Raw genomic sequence first — 16,088 nt, 5'->3', positions numbered from 1 at the left:
ACGGCGCGGTGTAGTAGGCCTGTAGATACTTTTGCGCGTTCGACGCCGGCAGCAGCGCATCCACGTCGAGCTGCACGCCGGTGGCTCGCTCCGTCGACTTGACGAAGTCGTTGGTGTAGTAGTCGACGAGCGCCCGCTGCTGGGCCGGGGTGATCGTCGCGGTTGCCAGCTCGCCGAAGGCGGCGGAGAACGCGGCGAGGGCCTCGATCGTCATCGAGCCCCGGGTGTATACGATCGCCGAGTTCGTCAGGTCGTTGACCTTGTCCACCATCAGGCGGGTCTGGGACTCGCGCACCTCCGTCAGGCGGTCGAACACGGACGCCCTGAGCGAACTGCGCCCGGATTGGTAGCCAATGAGCCCCACGACGGCGGCGGAAAGAACGCTCGAGATCAGCAGCATCACGATGAGCTTGGACTGGATGCTGACCCGCGACAGCAGCCGCCGTCTACCCCAGCGTCCGGCCTTCGGCGCGAAGTGTCCGTCGCTTGCCGCTGCCACGTCCGCTGGGGCCGCGTCCGGCGGGGCTTGGGTGGACGAAGTCATCGGCTCACCACGGCAGCACCCGGAGACGATCGCGGCATAGATCCCCTTTCGGCTGGTCGCGCCGCGGAAGCGCAGGACACGCAGCAGACTAGCCTGCGGAGCCGGTGAGCAAAAACCCACGAAACAACCGGCCCGCCGTTTCGTGGGCTCGCGGCCCTGCCCCGGGCGGAGCGTGCGCACCACGCGGCGGTCGGCGCTCGCAGGCCCCAGACGTGCGGAGCTATGTTGGGCACGTGAACGGAGCCCGGGCACTGCTGGACACTCTCGTCGGCGGCGGTGTGGATGTCTGCTTCGCCAATCCCGGAACATCGGAGATGCATTTCGTCGCCGCGCTGGACTCCGTGCCCGACATGCGCGGCGTGCTGACCCTGTTCGAGGGCGTCGCCAGCGGCGCCGCCGACGGCTACGCGCGGATGGCGGGGCGTCCCGCGGCGGTGCTTCTGCATCTGGGACCCGGACTGGGCAACGGCCTGGCCAACCTGCACAACGCCAAACGAGCGCGGGTGCCGATGGTCGTGGTGGTCGGCGACCACGCGACGTACCACAAGAAGTACGACGCGCCGCTCGAGTCCGACATCGACGCACTCGCCCACACCGTCTCGGGCTGGGTACGGCGGATCGCGCGGGTGGAGGACGTGGCCGACGACACCCTGGCGGCGATCCAGGCGGCGGCGGCGCCGCCGGGTCGGATCGCGACGCTGATCGTTCCCGCCGATATGTCGTGGAACGACGGCGCGGCGCCGGCCCGCACGTCGCACGCGTCGAGCGGCCGCCCCTCGCCCGGAACCGAGCAGGCAATCGAGATCGCCGCCGAGATCCTTGGCAGCGACGCGCCGGCGATGGTCTTCATCGGCGGCGACGCCACCCGGGAGCAGGGCCTGGTCGCGGCGGCGCGCATCGCCGCGGCGACGGGCGCCCGGCTGCTGTGCGAGACGTTCCCGGCCCGACTCGAGCGCGGCGCGGGCCTGCCGGGGGTCGAACGGCTCGGCTACTTCGCGGAGGCCGCAGCGATGCAGCTGGCGGGCGTGAAACACCTGATCCTGGCCGGCGCCTGCGCGCCGGTGTCGTTCTTCGCGTATCCGGGCAAGCCCAGCGACCTGGTGCCCGACGGCTGCGACGTCCACATCCTCGCCGAGCCGGGCGGGGCGGCGGCCGCGTTGACCGCGCTGGCCGACCTTGTCGCCGCGGGCACCGACGCCGTCACGGTGCCGGCGCGCCGACCCCCACCGCCCACCGGGGCGCTGACCGCCGACAGCATCGCGGCGGCCGTTGGCGCGCTGCTGCCCGAAGGCGCCATCGTCATCGACGAGTCCAACACCGCCGGGCTGGCGTTGCCGGCCGCCACCGCGGGCGCTCCGCGGCACGATTGGCTGACGCTGACGGGCGGAGCGATCGGTTACGGGTTACCGGCAGCGGTGGGTGCGGCGATCGCCGCACCCCAGCGCCGGGTGCTGTGCCTACAGGCCGACGGCTCGGCGATGTACACGCTGTCCGCGCTCTGGACGCAGGCGCGAGAGAACCTCGACGTCACCACCGTGGTCTACAACAACGGCGCCTACGACATCCTGCGCCTGGAGCTGCAGCGGGTGGGGGCGGAGACATCCGGCGGCGCCGGCGTCCCCGGCCCGCGGGCACAAGCGCTGCTGGACATCAGCCCGCCACGGCTCGACTTCGTCGCACTCGCCGGCGGCATGGGTGTTCCCGCGCGGCGGGTGACCACCGCCGACGATTTCAATACCGCACTGGCCGAGGCAGTTTCAGAACCCGGACCGCATCTGATCGATGCCGTGATCCCGTCGCTGATGGGCTAGGCGTGACCGATACGTTCGATCTCCAGCGCTTCGTCGACGCCCAGTCACGCGTCTACGACGCCGTCGTCGCCCAACTGCGCGACGGCCGCAAGCGCAGCCACTGGATCTGGTTCATTTTCCCGCAGCTCGCCGGCCTGGGCAGCAGCCCAACCGCGGCGAAGTACGCCATCGCCTCGCTCGCCGAAGCCCAGGCGTACCTGCGCCACGATCTGCTCGGCCCGAGGCTGCGGGAATGCACCCGCCTGGTGAACCGGCTCGAGGGCAGGTCCGTCGACGAGATCTTCGGCTGGCCGGACAACTTGAAGGTGCGCTCGTCGATGACGCTGTTCTCCCGGGCGACGACCGACAACGGTGAGTTCCTCGCGCTGCTCGACAAGTTCTACGGCGGTGAGCAGGATTCCGCCACGCTGCAACGGCTGTCAGGCGGGACGCAGGATTAGCCACCCCTGTGGCTCGACGACCACGTCGCGCACCGTGGCCTCCGGCGGCATGCCCGCCCCGCCGAGAACCTGCGCGGCGCCGAGGCCCAATTCGGCCGTCGTCAATGACAGCGTCGAGTCCCCGATGTTCAGGGCGACGATCAACGCGTCGTCGCCGTGGCGGCTCAGATACACGTACTGCCGATTGTCCAGGTGCAGCGACGTCGTCGTGGCGCGGTGCAGCCACCCATGCCGACGACGCAGCCCGATGAGGTACTGGTGCAGATGGAACACGTTTGCGGCTGCTGCACCGACTTCGCCCGGAACAACAGGGAATTCGGGCCGAACCGCGTCGTCGCCGCCGAACCGTTCTTCTTTGACGCCGAGATAGCCGAATTCGTCGCCGGCATAGATGCTCGGGATGCCGCCGGTGGTCATCAGGATCGCCAGCGCATGGGGCAGATGGCGCGGTTCGTCGAGTCGACTCGCGATGCGGGTGACGTCGTGATTCCCGATGAAGGTCATCGGTGTGAAGGTTTCGAGGAAGTCGTTGTGGCGCCGCAGCGCCCAGTCGAGTTCATGGAAATTGCCGTCGTTGAGGGCGCTCCAGATCGCCTTCCACAGCTCGTACTGGGTGACGGAGTCGAAACGCGCGGCACGGACCCGGGCGGCGTAGTCGCCGTGAATCACCTCGCCGACGAACCATGCCTCGGGATGAGGGTCTCGCACAGCCGGAAGGACGCCGGCCCAGAACGAGTCGGGCATGGAATACGCCGCGTCGAGGCGCCAGCCGTCAGCGCCCCGCCGAAGCCAGTGCCGCATCACGTCGATGACGTAGGCGATGACCCCCGCGCTGGAGTGGTTCAGTGCGATCAGATCCCCGTGACCCTCGAAAGTGTGAAAACCATTCGCCTGCTTGCGAAACCAGTCGGCCGCGGGCCCGGTCGGATTGTCGATAACCTCGCGGTAGCGCGGAAAGTCGGTGCCCACATGGTTGAAGACACCGTCGAGAAGGATCCGCAACCCACGCCGGTGCGCCTCCTCGACGACGTAGTCGAAGTCGGCGTCGTCGCCGAGCCGCGGGTCGATGCGGAAGTGATCGGTGGTGTCGTATCCGTGTGTCCGCGAGGCGAAGATCGGCCCGAGGGCGACGCCGGACGTGCCGAGCGCGATCGCGTGGTCGAACCAGTCGACGATCCGGCGCAAGCGCTGCTCACCAGGCCCTGGTGGCGGGTCGGCGGGATAGGCACCGACGAAACCCAACGGGTAGGTCTGCCACCAGATCGCATGCTCGACCCATGCCGGCCCGGTCATCACCACCACGCGTCCGCAGTCTACGCATCGCCGATGTTGCCGCCCGGCTGGTCAGGCACCACCCCGCGTTCGCCGTGGCCGACCGCTCCGCCCTCGACGACGTGGCGCTCGCAAAACCTGAACGTCGTCGACGCCGGCGGATGCCACCCACGGACCGACCGCCGGGGTAGAACGTGTTCTAATCCAGTGATGATCGAGTTCAGGATCCACGACATCAGCTCCGACGAACTCGAACGGCGCCGAGCGATCTATGAGCCGTTGGCCCGGTCGGTGCGCGCGTTGATCGACGCCACCATCAGAACTGAGGTCGAAGCCGAGGCGGTAGCCGCCGTAACGGCCGAGATCGACGCTGCCACTGCGCGTTTACGCAGCAGGCAGATGGACGGCCCGTACGGCGTGCGGTACAACGCCGACGGCCAGGGCACGGCGTCGGGCAACGCGGTGATCGGCCTGCGCAACCCGGTCGCGCCGCCGCTGGTGGTGGAGCACGACGAGTCGGGCAAGGTGTGGGCGGACTTCGTCCTCGGCGCCGCCTACGAAGGGCCGCCGGGGCACGCGCACGGAGGAGTGTGCGCGCTGATCCTCGACCATGTGTTGGGTGAGGCCGCGAGCGGCGGGCTCACCAAGCCCTCCTTCACGGGGACGATCAGCTGTCGCTACCTGCGCGCCACCCCGCTCGGCCCGCTGCACGCCGAAGCATGGGTGGACGGGGCCGAGGGCGTCAAGACGTACGCGGTCGGCCACCTGGCCGACGCGGAGGGCGTGACCGTGGAAGCCGAGGGTGTCTTCGTCGTGCCCAAGTGGGCGCGTTAGCGATTGTTGCGCGGGTCGCGACACGGCAGAACGGCCATGGCGAAGCGAAGAAAACACGGACTCAGCCGGCGGTACCGGTCGCGGCGTGCGGCTGCCGAAATGGATTCCGCCTCGATCGCGGTGACGGCGCGCGGAAAGGTCGCCGACATCACCGGGCCCGACACCACCGGAGCGTTCGGTGTGACATGCGCCGATCTCGGCGCATGTGTGGTGGCCCCGAACGGAAAGCTGGTCCTGGTTTTCGGCGACACCTTCTCGGGCAGGAGGGTGGGCGAGGGCAACTGGCGTTCACCGGTCGTGCTGATCGGCACCGGCGACGCCGATCACAAGATCCATTTCGAGCGGGCCGGTGGCGCCGATCCCAATTACGCGGCCCGGCTGTGGGACTACATCCACGACGACGTGAGTACCGGGTGGACCCGCGGCGGGATCAGCACCGTGATTCCGTCGGACCTGCTGCGGGTCGAGGATTCGCTGTACCTGCACGCGATCGTCAACCGTGGCTTCGGGACCGTCATCTGGACCGAGGTATGGACGTCTGCCGACAGCGGCATCTCCTGGCGACACATGGGGGAGCGGGCCAAATTTCCGGGAGCGCTGCACAACGGCTACGCGCAGTGCTGGTCGTGGGACTACGACCCCGACGACGGTTGGGTGTACGTCGTGTCGACGGGATTCCAGCGGGACAAGGGCATCATCCTCAGGCGTGTTCGTCCGGAGGACATCGGCGACAGGTGGCAGTACTCGGGCTGGGGCTGCACCCACGGCCGGTGGGCATGGGGCACCGAGCCGACGCCGATCAGCCCGGGCGGGGAAACGTGGGGCGAGCTCTGCCTGCGCCGGCTGGGGCGGGGCAAATGGATTCTGGGTGGATTCCTCTCATCGCGCTACGCGCTGGGATACCGCACGATCGGCTCTCCCGCCGCCAATCTCCACGAGGCGCCGCTTCAGACGCCGGTGACCGGCAGCTCATGGGAGACCGAAGACCATGCCGAATGCCGGGTTGCCCAGCTGTACGGCGGCTACGTGCTACCGGGGTCGCGCCCGGATGTCGTCGGCGGCGCAGGTCTTGTCGTCTCCCAATGGAACACCGCGACAGGCACGCCATACCGAGCTATGCAGTTCAAGGTGACGCTGAAAGACACCACCACGACCGCAGCGCAGACGCCCGACCCCCGATGGCACGGTAGGCCCGTGCCCCAATTGGATTTCGACGATCACCGTTGCGCGATCATCGCTGAGACCGACGTGCTGTGCGCGGCTGTTGACGGCGCCGACCTGACCCGTGCGGTGCCGTCATGTCCCGGCTGGAACGTCGGCCAGCTGCTGCGCCACCTCGGTGGGGCGCAACGTTGGGCCGCTGAAATGGTACGGACACGAGCGACCGGGCGCCTGCCCGAGGACCAGTTCCGCGACCTGTCGGGCTTTGCCCATGAAGATCCGGCGGTTGTTGTTCCCTGGCTCGCGGCCGGCGCGAAGGAACTCGCGGACACGCTGCGCATCGCCGGACCCGACGGGCCGGTCGACACGGCGCCGATCCCGGATGGAACGGCGATGTTCTACGCTCGCCGGTTCACGCACGAGACCGCCATCCACCGCGCCGACGCGGTGCTCGCGCTCGGCCTGCCGTTCACGATTGACCAGGCCATCGCGGTCGACGGCATCGACGAGTGGATGGAGCTGGGCGCCCTGCCGATGCACTTCGACGTTCACCCGTGGATGCGTGAGTTGCTCGGCCCCGGGCGCACGCTGCACTTCCACGCGACCGACACCCCACCCGACGCGGGTGCGGAGTGGGTCGTGGACCTGACCGGCGATGCGCTGGCCTGGCGGCGCGCGCACGAGAAGGCGGCCGTGGCGGTGCGAGGCCCGGTGGCCGACCTGCTGCTGGTGATCTACAGGCGGCAAGCACCGGACAATGGCGCCGTCGAGATTCTGGGCGACAAGGCGCTGCTCGACTTCTGGCTGCAGCGCGTCAGCTTCGCATGACAACAGGCATCCTCGAAGCATGACAACTCTGCACGAAGCCGTCGCGCTGGCCAGAGACGAGCACGGGTTGACCGTGGTCGCCACCGCCCGCGCCGACGGGACGATTCAAGCGTCATTGGTCAATGCCGGCGCGATGCCGCATCCGGCCACCGGCGAGCCGGCATTGGCATTCGTCACGTACGGCAAGGTGAAGCTGGCCAACCTGCGCGCCCGACCGCAGCTCGCCGCGACGTTCCGCAACGGCTGGCGGTACGCGACCGTGGAGGGCAAGGCCGAACTCGCCGGCCCGGACGACCCCGTGTCGTGGCTGCGCGACGCCGAGCAACGGCGCCTGCTGTTACGGGAGGTGTTCACCGCCGCAGGCGGCACCCATGACAACTGGGACGAGTACGACCGGGTGATGGCCGAGCAGCGACGTACGGTCGTCCTGGTGAGACCCACCCGGGTTTATGGCAGCGGTTAGGAGCAGGTATGCGTCTGTCAATCCGTAACCAATTGAGCGGGAAGGTTGTCGCCGTGGATCTGGGCGCGGTCATGGCAACTGTCCAGGTGCAGCTCGACGGTGGCGGTCAAGTCGTCACCGCGTCGATCACCAAGGACGCTGCGGAGGAGCTGGGCCTTGCCGTGGGCCAGCCGGCCACCGCGCTGATCAAGTCGACCGACGTCGTCATCGGTGTCGAATAGGGACGCCGAGCGGCGCGGTCTGATCAGCGGCTTTCGCCTTCCGACGGCCAGGCGTGCACTACATTGTGCGAACCGGGCCTGCCGCACAGCGAGGAGCCGACGATGCAGGGAAATGCCGACGTTCTGCGACTGCTCAACGAGCAATTGACCAGCGAACTCACCGCGATCAATCAATACTTCCTGCACTCGAAGATGCAACAGAACTGGGGCTTCACCGAGTTGGCCAGTCGCACCCGAGCCGAGTCCTTCGAAGAGATGACGCACGCGGAGTGGATCACCGACCGGATCCTGCTTCTGGACGGCCTGCCGAACTATCAGCGGCTTTTTTCGGTTCGGGTGGGCCAGACCCTGCGCGAACAATTCGAAAGCGACCTTGCGGTCGAGTTCGACGTGGCGGCACGTCTGAAACCCGGCATCGTGATGTGCCGGGACAAGCAGGATTCGACCAGCGCGACGCTGCTGGAACGCATCATGGCGGACGAGGAGAAGCACATCGACTACCTACAGACGCAGTTGGAGCTGATGGACAAGCTCGGGGAGGCGCTGTATGCGGCGCAGTGTGTGTCCCGTCCCCCCGGGTGACCCGCCCACCGTTTGACCCGCAGGTCGGCGATGCCGGGCCCGGGCGCTTTGCTTCTCAACGTCGGGTTGCGCCCATCCATCGCCTCGCGGCGAGCAGATGCAACCAATCTTTCGCTCGCCGCTCAATGCCGGATCCCCCGCCGCTACTTCGGCCAAACCTCGTCTCGGCGCCAGCAGTCATCCGTGGGCGCCGCCCGCGGGCACGAGCTCGCGATCTTCGTCCCAATCCCGTTGCACCAGTACCCGATGCGCGATCCGTTCCAGCGCGTCGGAGACCTCGACGCGGTCCGGCCTGCCGTCGAATGTGGGCGATTCGGCGAGCTTGTCGGCGATCCAGCCCGCCAGCTCGTTGGAGATGAAGTCGACCTGGCGGCGCCCCGCCTGGGTGAGCCACAAGGTGTCGCCGGCGTGAAGTGCATAGCCGGTGCCGACGAGGCGATCAAACGTCGGCTCGAGCACTTCGTGGGGGATCCGTAGTCGTTCGGCGATGTCGGTGAGCCGGGCTGATCCGAACACCTGGGCGTACCGGTAGATCTGCAGGCGCGCCCACATCGCGGCGACGTCGAGCTCGCAGCCCACCCCGGCGCACAGCGCGCGCAACCGGACAGCCGGCGGCCCGGGGCGAAGGAGGCGACGATCGCCATCTCCAGGAGCTTGTCGGAAGATTCGCTGGCCAGCATCGCGAACCCTTCCCCGAGGTCGGTCGCCGCAGTGGCCCGGGCATCGCGAAGCGGAACCTCCCTGAGCATGATCGCGACGATGAAGCCGACGGCGGCCACCGGTGCCGCACAGAGGAAAACCAGGTCGAGGGATTGCGCGTACGCGTGGACGATGGGTTCGGCCACGCGGTGCGGCAGATGGTGAAGGACCTGGGGCGACCGGGCTGCCGCCGGCGGAGCGCCGCTGTCCGCGAGTGCCGGGCCGATGCGGCGACCGAGAAAGTTGGTGAAGAGCGAACCGAATACCGCTGCGCCGAAAGAACTTCCGATAGTGCGGAAGAAGGTGACGCCGGACGTCGCGACGCCGAGATCGGCGAAATCGGTGGTGTTCTGCACGATCAGGACCAGCACTTGCATGCACATCCCGATGCCGGTTCCGAGAACGAACAGGTACAGCGACTGCATCAGTGTCGGGGTGGACGAGTCCATGCGCGACAGCAGCACAAAGCCGACGCACATGATCGCCGTGCCGAGAACCGGAAAGATCTTGTAGCGGCCGGTGCGCCCGACGATCACGCCGCTTCCCATCGAGGTTGATCAGCAGGCCGACGACCATCAGCAAGGTCCGAAGTCCGGACGTGGTCGCCGAGACCCCGTCGACGAACTGCATGAACGCCGGCAGGAACGTCAACCCGCCCAGCATCGCGAAGCCCACGACGAAAGACAGCACGCAGCACACTGCGAACCCGGGGTTGGCGCAGAGCCGGATCGGCAGCACCGGCCCACGAAGACGATGCCCCAGTAGTCGATGACGGGCCTGGCGTGCTTGGCCAGCTGCGGGATCGCCCCCGCGGCGACCATGAACACCACCACGGCCGCCGGCACGTTGATCCAGAACACCCATCGCCAGGTGGGGTGGTCGGTGAAGAAGCCGCCCAGGAGCGGACCGACCACGGTCGTCACGCCGAACACCGCGCCCAGCGCACCCTGGTAGCGACCGCGCTCGCGAAGCGGTATGACCTCTCCGATCAGCGCCGTGGCAGTGACCATGAGGGCACCGCCGCCCACCCCCTGCAGGGCCCGCGACCCGACAAGCATCGCCATCGACTGCGCCAACCCGCACAGCACCGAGCCGGCGAGGAAGAACACCACCGCCGCCTGGAATACGGTCTTGCGGCCGAACAGGTCGCCCAGCTTTCCGACGATCGCCGTCGTGATCGTCGATGCCAGGAGGTAGCTCGTCACCACCCACGACTGGTGACCCGCAATGCCGAGGTCGGCCACCACTGTGGGCAGCGCCGTAGCCACGATCGTCTGGTCGAGCGCGGCCAGCAGCATGCCGCAAGATCAGGTTGCGCCGTTGAAGGCCGATCATGGCGCTGCCCGACTCGGGGTCGGACATCTCCTGCCGCGGCTCGGCAGGCATGGTGACCATGGGGCTGAGCCTAGGGGTCCTCACCGAATCGGAATTCCCGGTAATGACCGGGTCGAAATCACTTCCGGGAATCCCGTTTCGGCGCACCCACCGTCAGCTGCTCCGCCAGCCCGCGACACCGATCGCGATCATCCGCAGCTGCTTGATCGCGATCCGCTTGATCTCTTCGAGCGCCGCGGCGTCCTGTGCGTCCTCGATCGCCTCGGCGATGACGATCATCGAGTTGACGAACAGGCTTGCGAGGATGTTGAGGTCCTCGGTGCTCCAGTTGTGCAGTTCCGGAAACCGCGCCAGGTCGGTCGCCAGCTCGGAGGTGATCAGCCGGATCTCGGTGCGGATCGCATATCGAAGGACAGTCACGCCGCTGGAACGCTCCCGGCCGATGAAGCGCCAATGCTCACGCTGCTCGGCGACGCTGGCGACCAGGATTTCAACGGATGAGTCGATGACCCGGTTGGGGTCGAGCTTGCCCGCGCGCGCGAAGCGAAGCATGTCGCGCAGCGCGCGGAACGATTCGTCGATGAGCACCAGGCCCAGTGCGTCCATCGACTCGAAATGCCGGTAGAACGCCGCGGGCACAATCCCGGCCTCCCGGGTGACCTCCCGCAGGCTCAGCGCGGAAAAACTGCGGTCAGCGAGCAGCTTGAGAGCCGCGGCGACGATTGCCTGGCGTGTCGCTTCTTTGCGCTCCTCGCGGGAGATCCTCTCGCCCCGCGAGGCGGAGCCCGAGCGACGGCGCCGGGAAGTGGGCGCACGACTGTTCACTGTGTGAAACGTACCACAACCTCGACGAACCGGTTGACACCCTGCGCCTTCATCGCGCACGGTATACATATGTTCACTCAAACACTTGCCAAGCGAGTGCTGAGCTCGAGCTTGGTCGACGTACTCACCGGACCGCACGGGGTCGACCGGTACACCGAGTTGCTCGCCCCGACGTGGACACGCACCGATGCCCGCGCCAAGGTCGTTGCGGTGCGGCGGCTCACACCACGCAGCGTCACGCTGACGCTGCAGCCGAACCGGGCCTTCACGGGCTTTCGGGCCGGGCAGCACGTGAACCTGACCGTGGACATCGACGGCCGCCGGCGGACCCGCTGCTATTCGCCCGCCAGCGCCGAGGGCGCCCCGCTGATCGAGCTGACGGTCGGCCTGCACGACGGTGGGCTGGTGTCGACGTTCCTGTGCCGGCACGCGCGACCCGGCATGGTCGTCGGCCTAGACGGCGTCGCCGGCGACTTCGTCCTGCCGGCCCGGCGCCCGCGACGGATCTTGTTCGTGTCGGGCGGCAGCGGCATCACGCCGGTGATGTCGATGCTTCGGACGTTGCGGGCCGAACGGTTCGACGGCGACGTCGCGTTCATCCACTACGCGCGCTCGGCGGCGGAGGCCTGCTACCGCGACGAACTCGCCAGCATGGCCGGCGTGCGTGTGCTGCATGGCTACACCCGGTCTTCTGAGATGGCCGACCTGCAGGGCCATTTCAGCACGGATCACCTCGCCGCGGCGATGCCGTGGCCCGACGCGGTGTATGTCTGCGGGCCGCCGGCGCTGGCGGAGTCGGTGCGGGAGCACTGCGACAAAGTCACCTCGGAAAGCTTCGTCCCGCCGGTGTTCGTCATGCCGGCCCACCTGTCCGGGGGACGCGTCGCGTTCACCGAAAGCGGCGTGACCCGCGACGACGACGGCCGCCCACTGCTGCAGCAGGCCGAAGCCGCCGGGCTCACACCCGAAAGCGGATGCCGGATGGGCATCTGTCACACCTGCACGCGCCGCAAGACCCGCGGCGCGGTGAAGAACCTGAGCACCGGCACGGTCTCGGGAGCCGACGAGGAGGACGTGCAGATCTGCGTGTCAGTCCCGCTAGGCGACGTCGACCTGGCGCTGTAGGGCCCTCACCTGAACCGAAAGGAGCGTTGCCGATGTCGACCACGGACATCACCCTGACATCCAAGCAGAGCGAGGCGTTCGGGCGCGAAGTCGACGCACTCAAGGAACGCGTTCTCGCCGACCTCGGTGAGCGGGATGCGACCTACATTCGCCGCGTCATCAAGGCGCAGCGCGCCCTCGAGGTGGGCGGCCGCGGTCTGCTGATGGCCGGCATCGTGCCGCCGGCGTGGATCGCCGGCACCGCGATGCTCGGGCTGTCGAAGATCCTCGACAACATGGAGATCGGCCACAACGTCATGCACGGCCAGTACGACTGGATGGGCGATCCGTCCATCTCGAGCAGAGGCTTCGAGTGGGACACCTCCTGTCCCGGCGACCAGTGGCGCCACTCGCACAATTACATGCACCACACCCACACCAACGTCGTCGGCATGGACCGCGACATCGGCTACGGCATCCTGCGGATGAGCAAGGATCAGCGCTGGCACCCCTACTTCCTGGGTAACCCGGTCTACGCCTTCTTGCTGATGGTGCTGTTCCAGTACGGCGTCGCGCTGCACGAAATGGAGACCGAGCGCATCCGGGCCGGCGAGATCACCCTGGCCGACAAACGGGCCGTGCTAGACGGCATCTGGACAAAGACCAAGCGCCAGCTGCTCAAGGACTACGTGGCCTTCCCGCTGCTGGCCGGGCCGTTCGCGCCGTTCGTGGCCGCAGGCAACCTGACCGCCAACCTCATCCGCAACGTCTGGGCGTTCACGATCATCTTCTGCGGCCATTTCCCCGCGGACACCCGGGAGTTCTCGATCGACGACACCGCCGACGAGACCCGCGGCGAGTGGTACTTCCGTCAGATCCTCGGCTCGGCGAACCTCACCGGCGGAAAGCTGTTTCACATCCTGTCCGGCAACCTGTCGTTCCAGATCGAGCACCACCTCTTCCCCGACATCCCGGCCCACCGCCACGCGGAGATCGCGGTGGAGGTAAGCAAGATTTGCGAACGCTATGGCATCCCGTACAACACCGGGCCACTGCCGCGTCAGTTCGGCACCGTGGTGCGCAAGATCGTCAAGCTGGCGCTCCCGCCCCGCGATCGCCTCGGCGGGTTGATTCCGTTCGTCAAACGCGAGGAGCCTGAGCCGGCCACGGGTGCGGCGTGAGCGCGACAAATTAGAACGTGTTACAGATTGCGTAGGCGCGGCGTACGATCCCGGGCATGAGCCGAATCGGAAACTACGCCGACGACGATCTGACCAGCTGGTTCGCGTCGTCACCGCAGTTGGGCGGCGCACTGGCCAACTTCAGTGACGCGGTCTACCACCGCAACCGGCTTCCGCTGCGGGTCCGCGAAATCGCCAGGATGGCCATCGCTTTGGACAACGAATGCGCGGTGTGCCAGAACACCCGCTTCGGCGAGGGGCCCGCGGCCGGTATCGACGACGAGTTCTACGCACACGTCCCGGAGTGGCGCACCTGGCCCGGCTACAGCGCACAGGAACGGCTCGCCGCGGAGTTCGCCCACCGGTTCGCCGGTGACCACACCGGGCTTCGCGACGACGAAGAGTTCTGGGCGCGCTGCCGCGAGCAGTTCTCGGACGAGATCACGGCCGACCTCGCGTTATCGTGCGCGCTGTGGCTCGGGATGGGACGGGTGCTGCGGACCCTGGACATCGGCCAGGCCTGCAAACTCACTGTCTAGTCGGCCGCCTGGGCCTTCAGCAGAACATCGACGGTGACCCGGCCGTTGTCGTCGACCCGCGCGACCCCGTGCCCGGGAACGATGCGCCCGTTCAGCTCGAGCGTCAACGGGGCGCCGTCACCGAGGAAGTTTCGCCACCACGTCTTGGCGTCCGGCATGTTCACGCCGATCGCCACCTCGTCGCCCCGGCGCCGATATCCGACCGGCAGCGACACCGTCCGCCCCGATCGGCGACCCGTATAGCTCAGCATCGCGATGTTTCCGCCGACGAGCCGACTCCAGCGCGGCGAACGGGTCAGCGCGACCACCGGGGCGTTGAACACCGGCGCAACGCGCATCACCAGTCGACCGAAATTCACGTCACCAAGCCTATCCGACAATACAGTTGCACTTCCTGACAAGGAGCCGCAGATGAGCTACGAGACGATCCTGTACTCGTCCCACGCGCCGATCGCGACGATCACGCTGAACCGGCCAGAACAACTCAACACGATCGTGGCCACTACCGATATTGCGGCGAGTACGGAACTGAAATTGCAGCACCAGGCGGTGATCATGGTCTTAACGCCGTTCGTCCGACAGAGCCAAGGACCAATGCCGAACGCCAAGCCGAAGACGATGCCGTGTCATCGACGACCCCTCAACCACCGCCCGCAGCTGTGAATGACAGAGCCGACCAATTGGCCGCCAGCACCGCGGCGTCCCTTCCGAGCGGTTCCGGCACAGACCTTGACCTCAGGTCAACGCCAAGCCCACCCAGTGGTGGCACGGCAACCCCACAGCGCACACCTGAGCGGGCTAGTCCGGGCGGGTAAGCACAGGGCAGTGCCAACGGCAGCCCACAACCGCTCGCGGCTTGCGGGCAGCTTGCTGTTGGGCGCGCTGGCCTCCGGCGCGTTGGCGATCGGTTCCCCCGCGCTGGCGCACGCCGCCCCGAACGCCTGCGTGGACGCGGGCCCGATCGACTTCTCGTCTGGGTCGGCGCACTGCTCGGCCACCGGGCCGGGCTCCACCGCGATCGCCATCGGCGCAGACGACACCGCCACCGCCGACGGCACCAACGATCATGCCACCGATATCGGCAGCAACGACATTGCAAACGCAACGGGTGGTAACAACGACAACGCCACCGCGATCGGCAACAACACCGGCACCGGCGAAACCCTGGCATCCGCAGGGGGCCCGAGTCCCTTCATACCCGGCAACCGCGACACAGCCACCGTGCTCGGCAACGGCAGCAGCGCAACCGCCGGGCTGACCGGCGCCACCACCGCCGCCAACAGCAACAACCGCGTCACCGTCGTCGGCAACGGTAAAACTCGCAGCAAGCCATAAGGGGCGCGTCGTCGATTAGGGTCCGCATGTCGGCCCGTCTCGCCCACGCGACGCAAACGCTGTTGTGCACCTTGACCTTTAGCCTCGGACTATGGGCAACACGACGATCAGCGCCGCGGATTGGATCAAGTTCACCGCAGCCACCGTCGAGCAGGTTAGTGACGAACCCGGGGCCCCCAGTGCGCATCCCGGCTTGCCGTCCGACGTGGTTGCGATCGCGAGGTTGGATCTCGAAACCGCATGTGCCCGCCTCGAACAGGTGAGGGAAATGCTGCGCGGCATTGTCGCCCTGTTCTATGCCGATCACGATATGGCGCACTTTGCCGATGGGCGGCCAGTCTTGGGGCGTCTGCGGATGTGCGACGGTAGGCAGTATCTGCAGGCTTGGCATCCTGACCCGGTACAGGACCAGCCCCGCGAGATCCGCACTGTCACAACGCGCAACGGCATCAAGAAGCGCATCGTGGTCTCGGCGCCTGGGCATCTGGACGCCGTCTCCGAGTTTCCCGGGTGCGAGTCGCCAAGCTGGGCGGCGGACTGGTGAGCGCAGTAGTGGCTTCCCGCGCCTGCGCGCGGGAGGATACTCAGTTCCCTGCGAACCACACTGTGGTCACCGTGTGTGTGGGGTGGTGGGAAGTGGACATCGTCTGGACCGAGTGGACCAACTTTGACCGTCCGCAGCGGGTGAGAACGGTCGATGGCCGGCGCGACCCCGTCCCTGCAGGGCCACGACGACGGCCGTCTCACCGGGGCAACCGTAGGCGCCGGCCAAGCCGTCGTCGCGGCTGCCCCAGGCGCCGCCGTTGCGCAGGCGGCATTAAGTGCCGTCATCGAGAAGCAGTGCAAAAGGCATCGGCGTCGCCGGCGGCTGCACAGGCGGGAGCGGATCGGTGTAGGTCACGCGATGAAGCTCC

At 67.5% G+C, this 16,088-nt stretch carries 16 protein-coding genes and 3 pseudogenes; 14 read left to right on the top strand and 5 right to left on the bottom strand.

Translation table 11 applies throughout. The annotated features are described in order from the left end of the window. Positions 1-544: pseudogene (locus VKG81_RS12510) on the bottom strand (adenylate/guanylate cyclase domain-containing protein); the annotation flags it as partial. Between the two features lie 233 nt (positions 545-777). Here VKG81_RS12510 and VKG81_RS12505 point away from each other — a divergent pair. Together VKG81_RS12505 and VKG81_RS12500 are read left to right on the top strand one after the other, a co-directional pair. Next, entirely contained in the window at positions 778-2,355 is a 1,578-nt protein-coding gene (locus tag VKG81_RS12505; protein ID WP_324396342.1) for an acetolactate synthase large subunit, read from the top strand. 2 nt (positions 2,356-2,357) lie between these two features. Next, positions 2,358-2,795: a DUF1810 domain-containing protein gene (locus VKG81_RS12500; RefSeq protein WP_324396341.1), complete on the top strand. Its 438-nt coding sequence runs from the start codon at positions 2,358-2,360 to the stop codon at positions 2,793-2,795. Here VKG81_RS12500 and VKG81_RS12495 read toward each other — a convergent pair. Continuing rightward, a complete protein-coding gene (locus tag VKG81_RS12495) occupies positions 2,775-4,088 on the bottom strand; it encodes an alpha-amylase family protein (protein ID WP_324396348.1) in 1,314 nt (437 codons plus the stop codon). The genes VKG81_RS12500 and VKG81_RS12495 overlap by 21 nt on opposite strands. 189 nt (positions 4,089-4,277) lie before the next feature. Between VKG81_RS12495 and VKG81_RS12490 the strand changes: the two genes are divergently transcribed. From VKG81_RS12490 to bfr, 6 genes and pseudogenes are all read left to right on the top strand, one after another. Beyond that, positions 4,278-4,901 carry a PaaI family thioesterase gene (locus tag VKG81_RS12490; RefSeq protein ID WP_324396339.1) on the top strand — a complete coding sequence of 208 codons (624 nt, stop codon included), beginning with the start codon at positions 4,278-4,280 and terminating at the stop codon, positions 4,899-4,901. Between the two features lie 99 nt (positions 4,902-5,000). Beyond that, a pseudogene (locus VKG81_RS12485) lies at positions 5,001-6,068 on the top strand (DUF4185 domain-containing protein); the annotation flags it as partial. Between the two features lie 27 nt (positions 6,069-6,095). Next, entirely contained in the window at positions 6,096-6,890 is a 795-nt protein-coding gene (locus tag VKG81_RS12480) for a maleylpyruvate isomerase family mycothiol-dependent enzyme (RefSeq protein ID WP_414685255.1), read from the top strand. 19 nt (positions 6,891-6,909) lie between these two features. Further along, entirely contained in the window at positions 6,910-7,353 is a 444-nt protein-coding gene (locus tag VKG81_RS12475; protein ID WP_324396337.1) for a TIGR03618 family F420-dependent PPOX class oxidoreductase, read from the top strand. A gap of 8 nt (positions 7,354-7,361) precedes the next feature. Next, on the top strand, positions 7,362-7,574 hold the full coding sequence (locus tag VKG81_RS12470; protein WP_324396335.1) for a TOBE domain-containing protein: 213 nt from the start codon (positions 7,362-7,364) through the stop codon (positions 7,572-7,574). Between the two features lie 102 nt (positions 7,575-7,676). Next, entirely contained in the window at positions 7,677-8,156 is a 480-nt protein-coding gene (gene bfr / locus VKG81_RS12465) for a bacterioferritin (RefSeq protein WP_324396333.1), read from the top strand. Positions 8,157-8,333: 177 nt separating this feature from the next. On the opposite strand, the pseudogene VKG81_RS12460 reads toward bfr, so the two are convergent. Both VKG81_RS12460 and VKG81_RS12455 read right to left on the bottom strand, forming a co-directional pair. Further along, positions 8,334-10,241: pseudogene (locus tag VKG81_RS12460) on the bottom strand (MDR family MFS transporter). A 102-nt stretch (positions 10,242-10,343) separates the two neighbouring features. Further along, positions 10,344-11,015: a TetR family transcriptional regulator gene (locus VKG81_RS12455; protein ID WP_324396331.1), complete on the bottom strand. Its 672-nt coding sequence runs from the start codon at positions 11,013-11,015 to the stop codon at positions 10,344-10,346. A gap of 69 nt (positions 11,016-11,084) precedes the next feature. Here VKG81_RS12455 and VKG81_RS12450 point away from each other — a divergent pair, with 69 nt between their 5' ends. Genes VKG81_RS12450 through VKG81_RS12440 form a run of 3 tightly spaced genes read left to right on the top strand, consistent with a single transcriptional unit; the run spans position 11,085 to position 13,839 of the window. Further along, positions 11,085-12,140, top strand: coding sequence for a ferredoxin reductase (locus tag VKG81_RS12450; protein ID WP_324396329.1), 1,056 nt, complete (start codon positions 11,085-11,087; stop codon positions 12,138-12,140). 32 nt (positions 12,141-12,172) lie between these two features. Further along, positions 12,173-13,300 carry an acyl-CoA desaturase gene (locus tag VKG81_RS12445; RefSeq protein WP_324396327.1) on the top strand — a complete coding sequence of 376 codons (1,128 nt, stop codon included), beginning with the start codon at positions 12,173-12,175 and terminating at the stop codon, positions 13,298-13,300. A gap of 56 nt (positions 13,301-13,356) precedes the next feature. Next, positions 13,357-13,839, top strand: coding sequence for a carboxymuconolactone decarboxylase family protein (locus VKG81_RS12440; RefSeq protein WP_324396325.1), 483 nt, complete (start codon positions 13,357-13,359; stop codon positions 13,837-13,839). On the opposite strand, the gene VKG81_RS12435 is transcribed toward VKG81_RS12440, so the two are convergent. After that, positions 13,836-14,177 carry a nitroreductase/quinone reductase family protein gene (locus tag VKG81_RS12435; RefSeq protein ID WP_324396344.1) on the bottom strand — a complete coding sequence of 114 codons (342 nt, stop codon included), beginning with the start codon at positions 14,175-14,177 and terminating at the stop codon, positions 13,836-13,838. The two genes, VKG81_RS12440 and VKG81_RS12435, sit on opposite strands and share 4 nt — an antisense overlap. A 73-nt stretch (positions 14,178-14,250) precedes the next feature. Between VKG81_RS12435 and VKG81_RS12430 the strand changes: the two genes are divergently transcribed. The 3 genes from VKG81_RS12430 (at position 14,251) to VKG81_RS12420 (ending at position 15,718) form a co-directional block, all read left to right on the top strand. Beyond that, entirely contained in the window at positions 14,251-14,502 is a 252-nt protein-coding gene (locus VKG81_RS12430) for a hypothetical protein (protein ID WP_324396323.1), read from the top strand. A 162-nt stretch (positions 14,503-14,664) separates the two neighbouring features. Continuing rightward, entirely contained in the window at positions 14,665-15,174 is a 510-nt protein-coding gene (locus tag VKG81_RS12425; protein ID WP_324396322.1) for a hypothetical protein, read from the top strand. A 91-nt stretch (positions 15,175-15,265) separates the two neighbouring features. After that, complete coding sequence (locus tag VKG81_RS12420; protein WP_324396320.1) at positions 15,266-15,718, top strand: hypothetical protein; 453 nt, start codon at positions 15,266-15,268, stop codon at positions 15,716-15,718. Positions 15,719-16,088: the final 370 nt, after the last annotated feature.

The sequence above is a fragment of the Mycobacterium sp. genome (assembly GCF_035314905.1).
In the GTDB taxonomy this organism is placed as follows: domain Bacteria; phylum Actinomycetota; class Actinomycetes; order Mycobacteriales; family Mycobacteriaceae; genus Mycobacterium.
The sequence above is the reverse complement of the archived record's forward strand: the minus strand, read 5'-3'. Positions and strand labels throughout refer to the sequence as shown.

Coding starts and splice junctions, on each gene's coding strand:
- bfr (WP_324396333.1), top strand. CDS start 7,677: ATGCAGGGAAATGCCGACGTTCTGCGACTGCTCAACGAGCAATTGACC.
- VKG81_RS12470 (WP_324396335.1), top strand. CDS start 7,362: ATGCGTCTGTCAATCCGTAACCAATTGAGCGGGAAGGTTGTCGCCGTG.
- VKG81_RS12490 (WP_324396339.1), top strand. CDS start 4,278: ATGATCGAGTTCAGGATCCACGACATCAGCTCCGACGAACTCGAACGG.
- VKG81_RS12445 (WP_324396327.1), top strand. CDS start 12,173: ATGTCGACCACGGACATCACCCTGACATCCAAGCAGAGCGAGGCGTTC.
- VKG81_RS12450 (WP_324396329.1), top strand. CDS start 11,085: ATGTTCACTCAAACACTTGCCAAGCGAGTGCTGAGCTCGAGCTTGGTC.
- VKG81_RS12435 (WP_324396344.1), bottom strand. CDS start 14,177: ATGCGCGTTGCGCCGGTGTTCAACGCCCCGGTGGTCGCGCTGACCCGT.
- VKG81_RS12440 (WP_324396325.1), top strand. CDS start 13,357: ATGAGCCGAATCGGAAACTACGCCGACGACGATCTGACCAGCTGGTTC.
- VKG81_RS12430 (WP_324396323.1), top strand. CDS start 14,251: ATGAGCTACGAGACGATCCTGTACTCGTCCCACGCGCCGATCGCGACG.
- VKG81_RS12495 (WP_324396348.1), bottom strand. CDS start 4,088: ATGACCGGGCCGGCATGGGTCGAGCATGCGATCTGGTGGCAGACCTAC.
- VKG81_RS12475 (WP_324396337.1), top strand. CDS start 6,910: ATGACAACTCTGCACGAAGCCGTCGCGCTGGCCAGAGACGAGCACGGG.
- VKG81_RS12420 (WP_324396320.1), top strand. CDS start 15,266: ATGGGCAACACGACGATCAGCGCCGCGGATTGGATCAAGTTCACCGCA.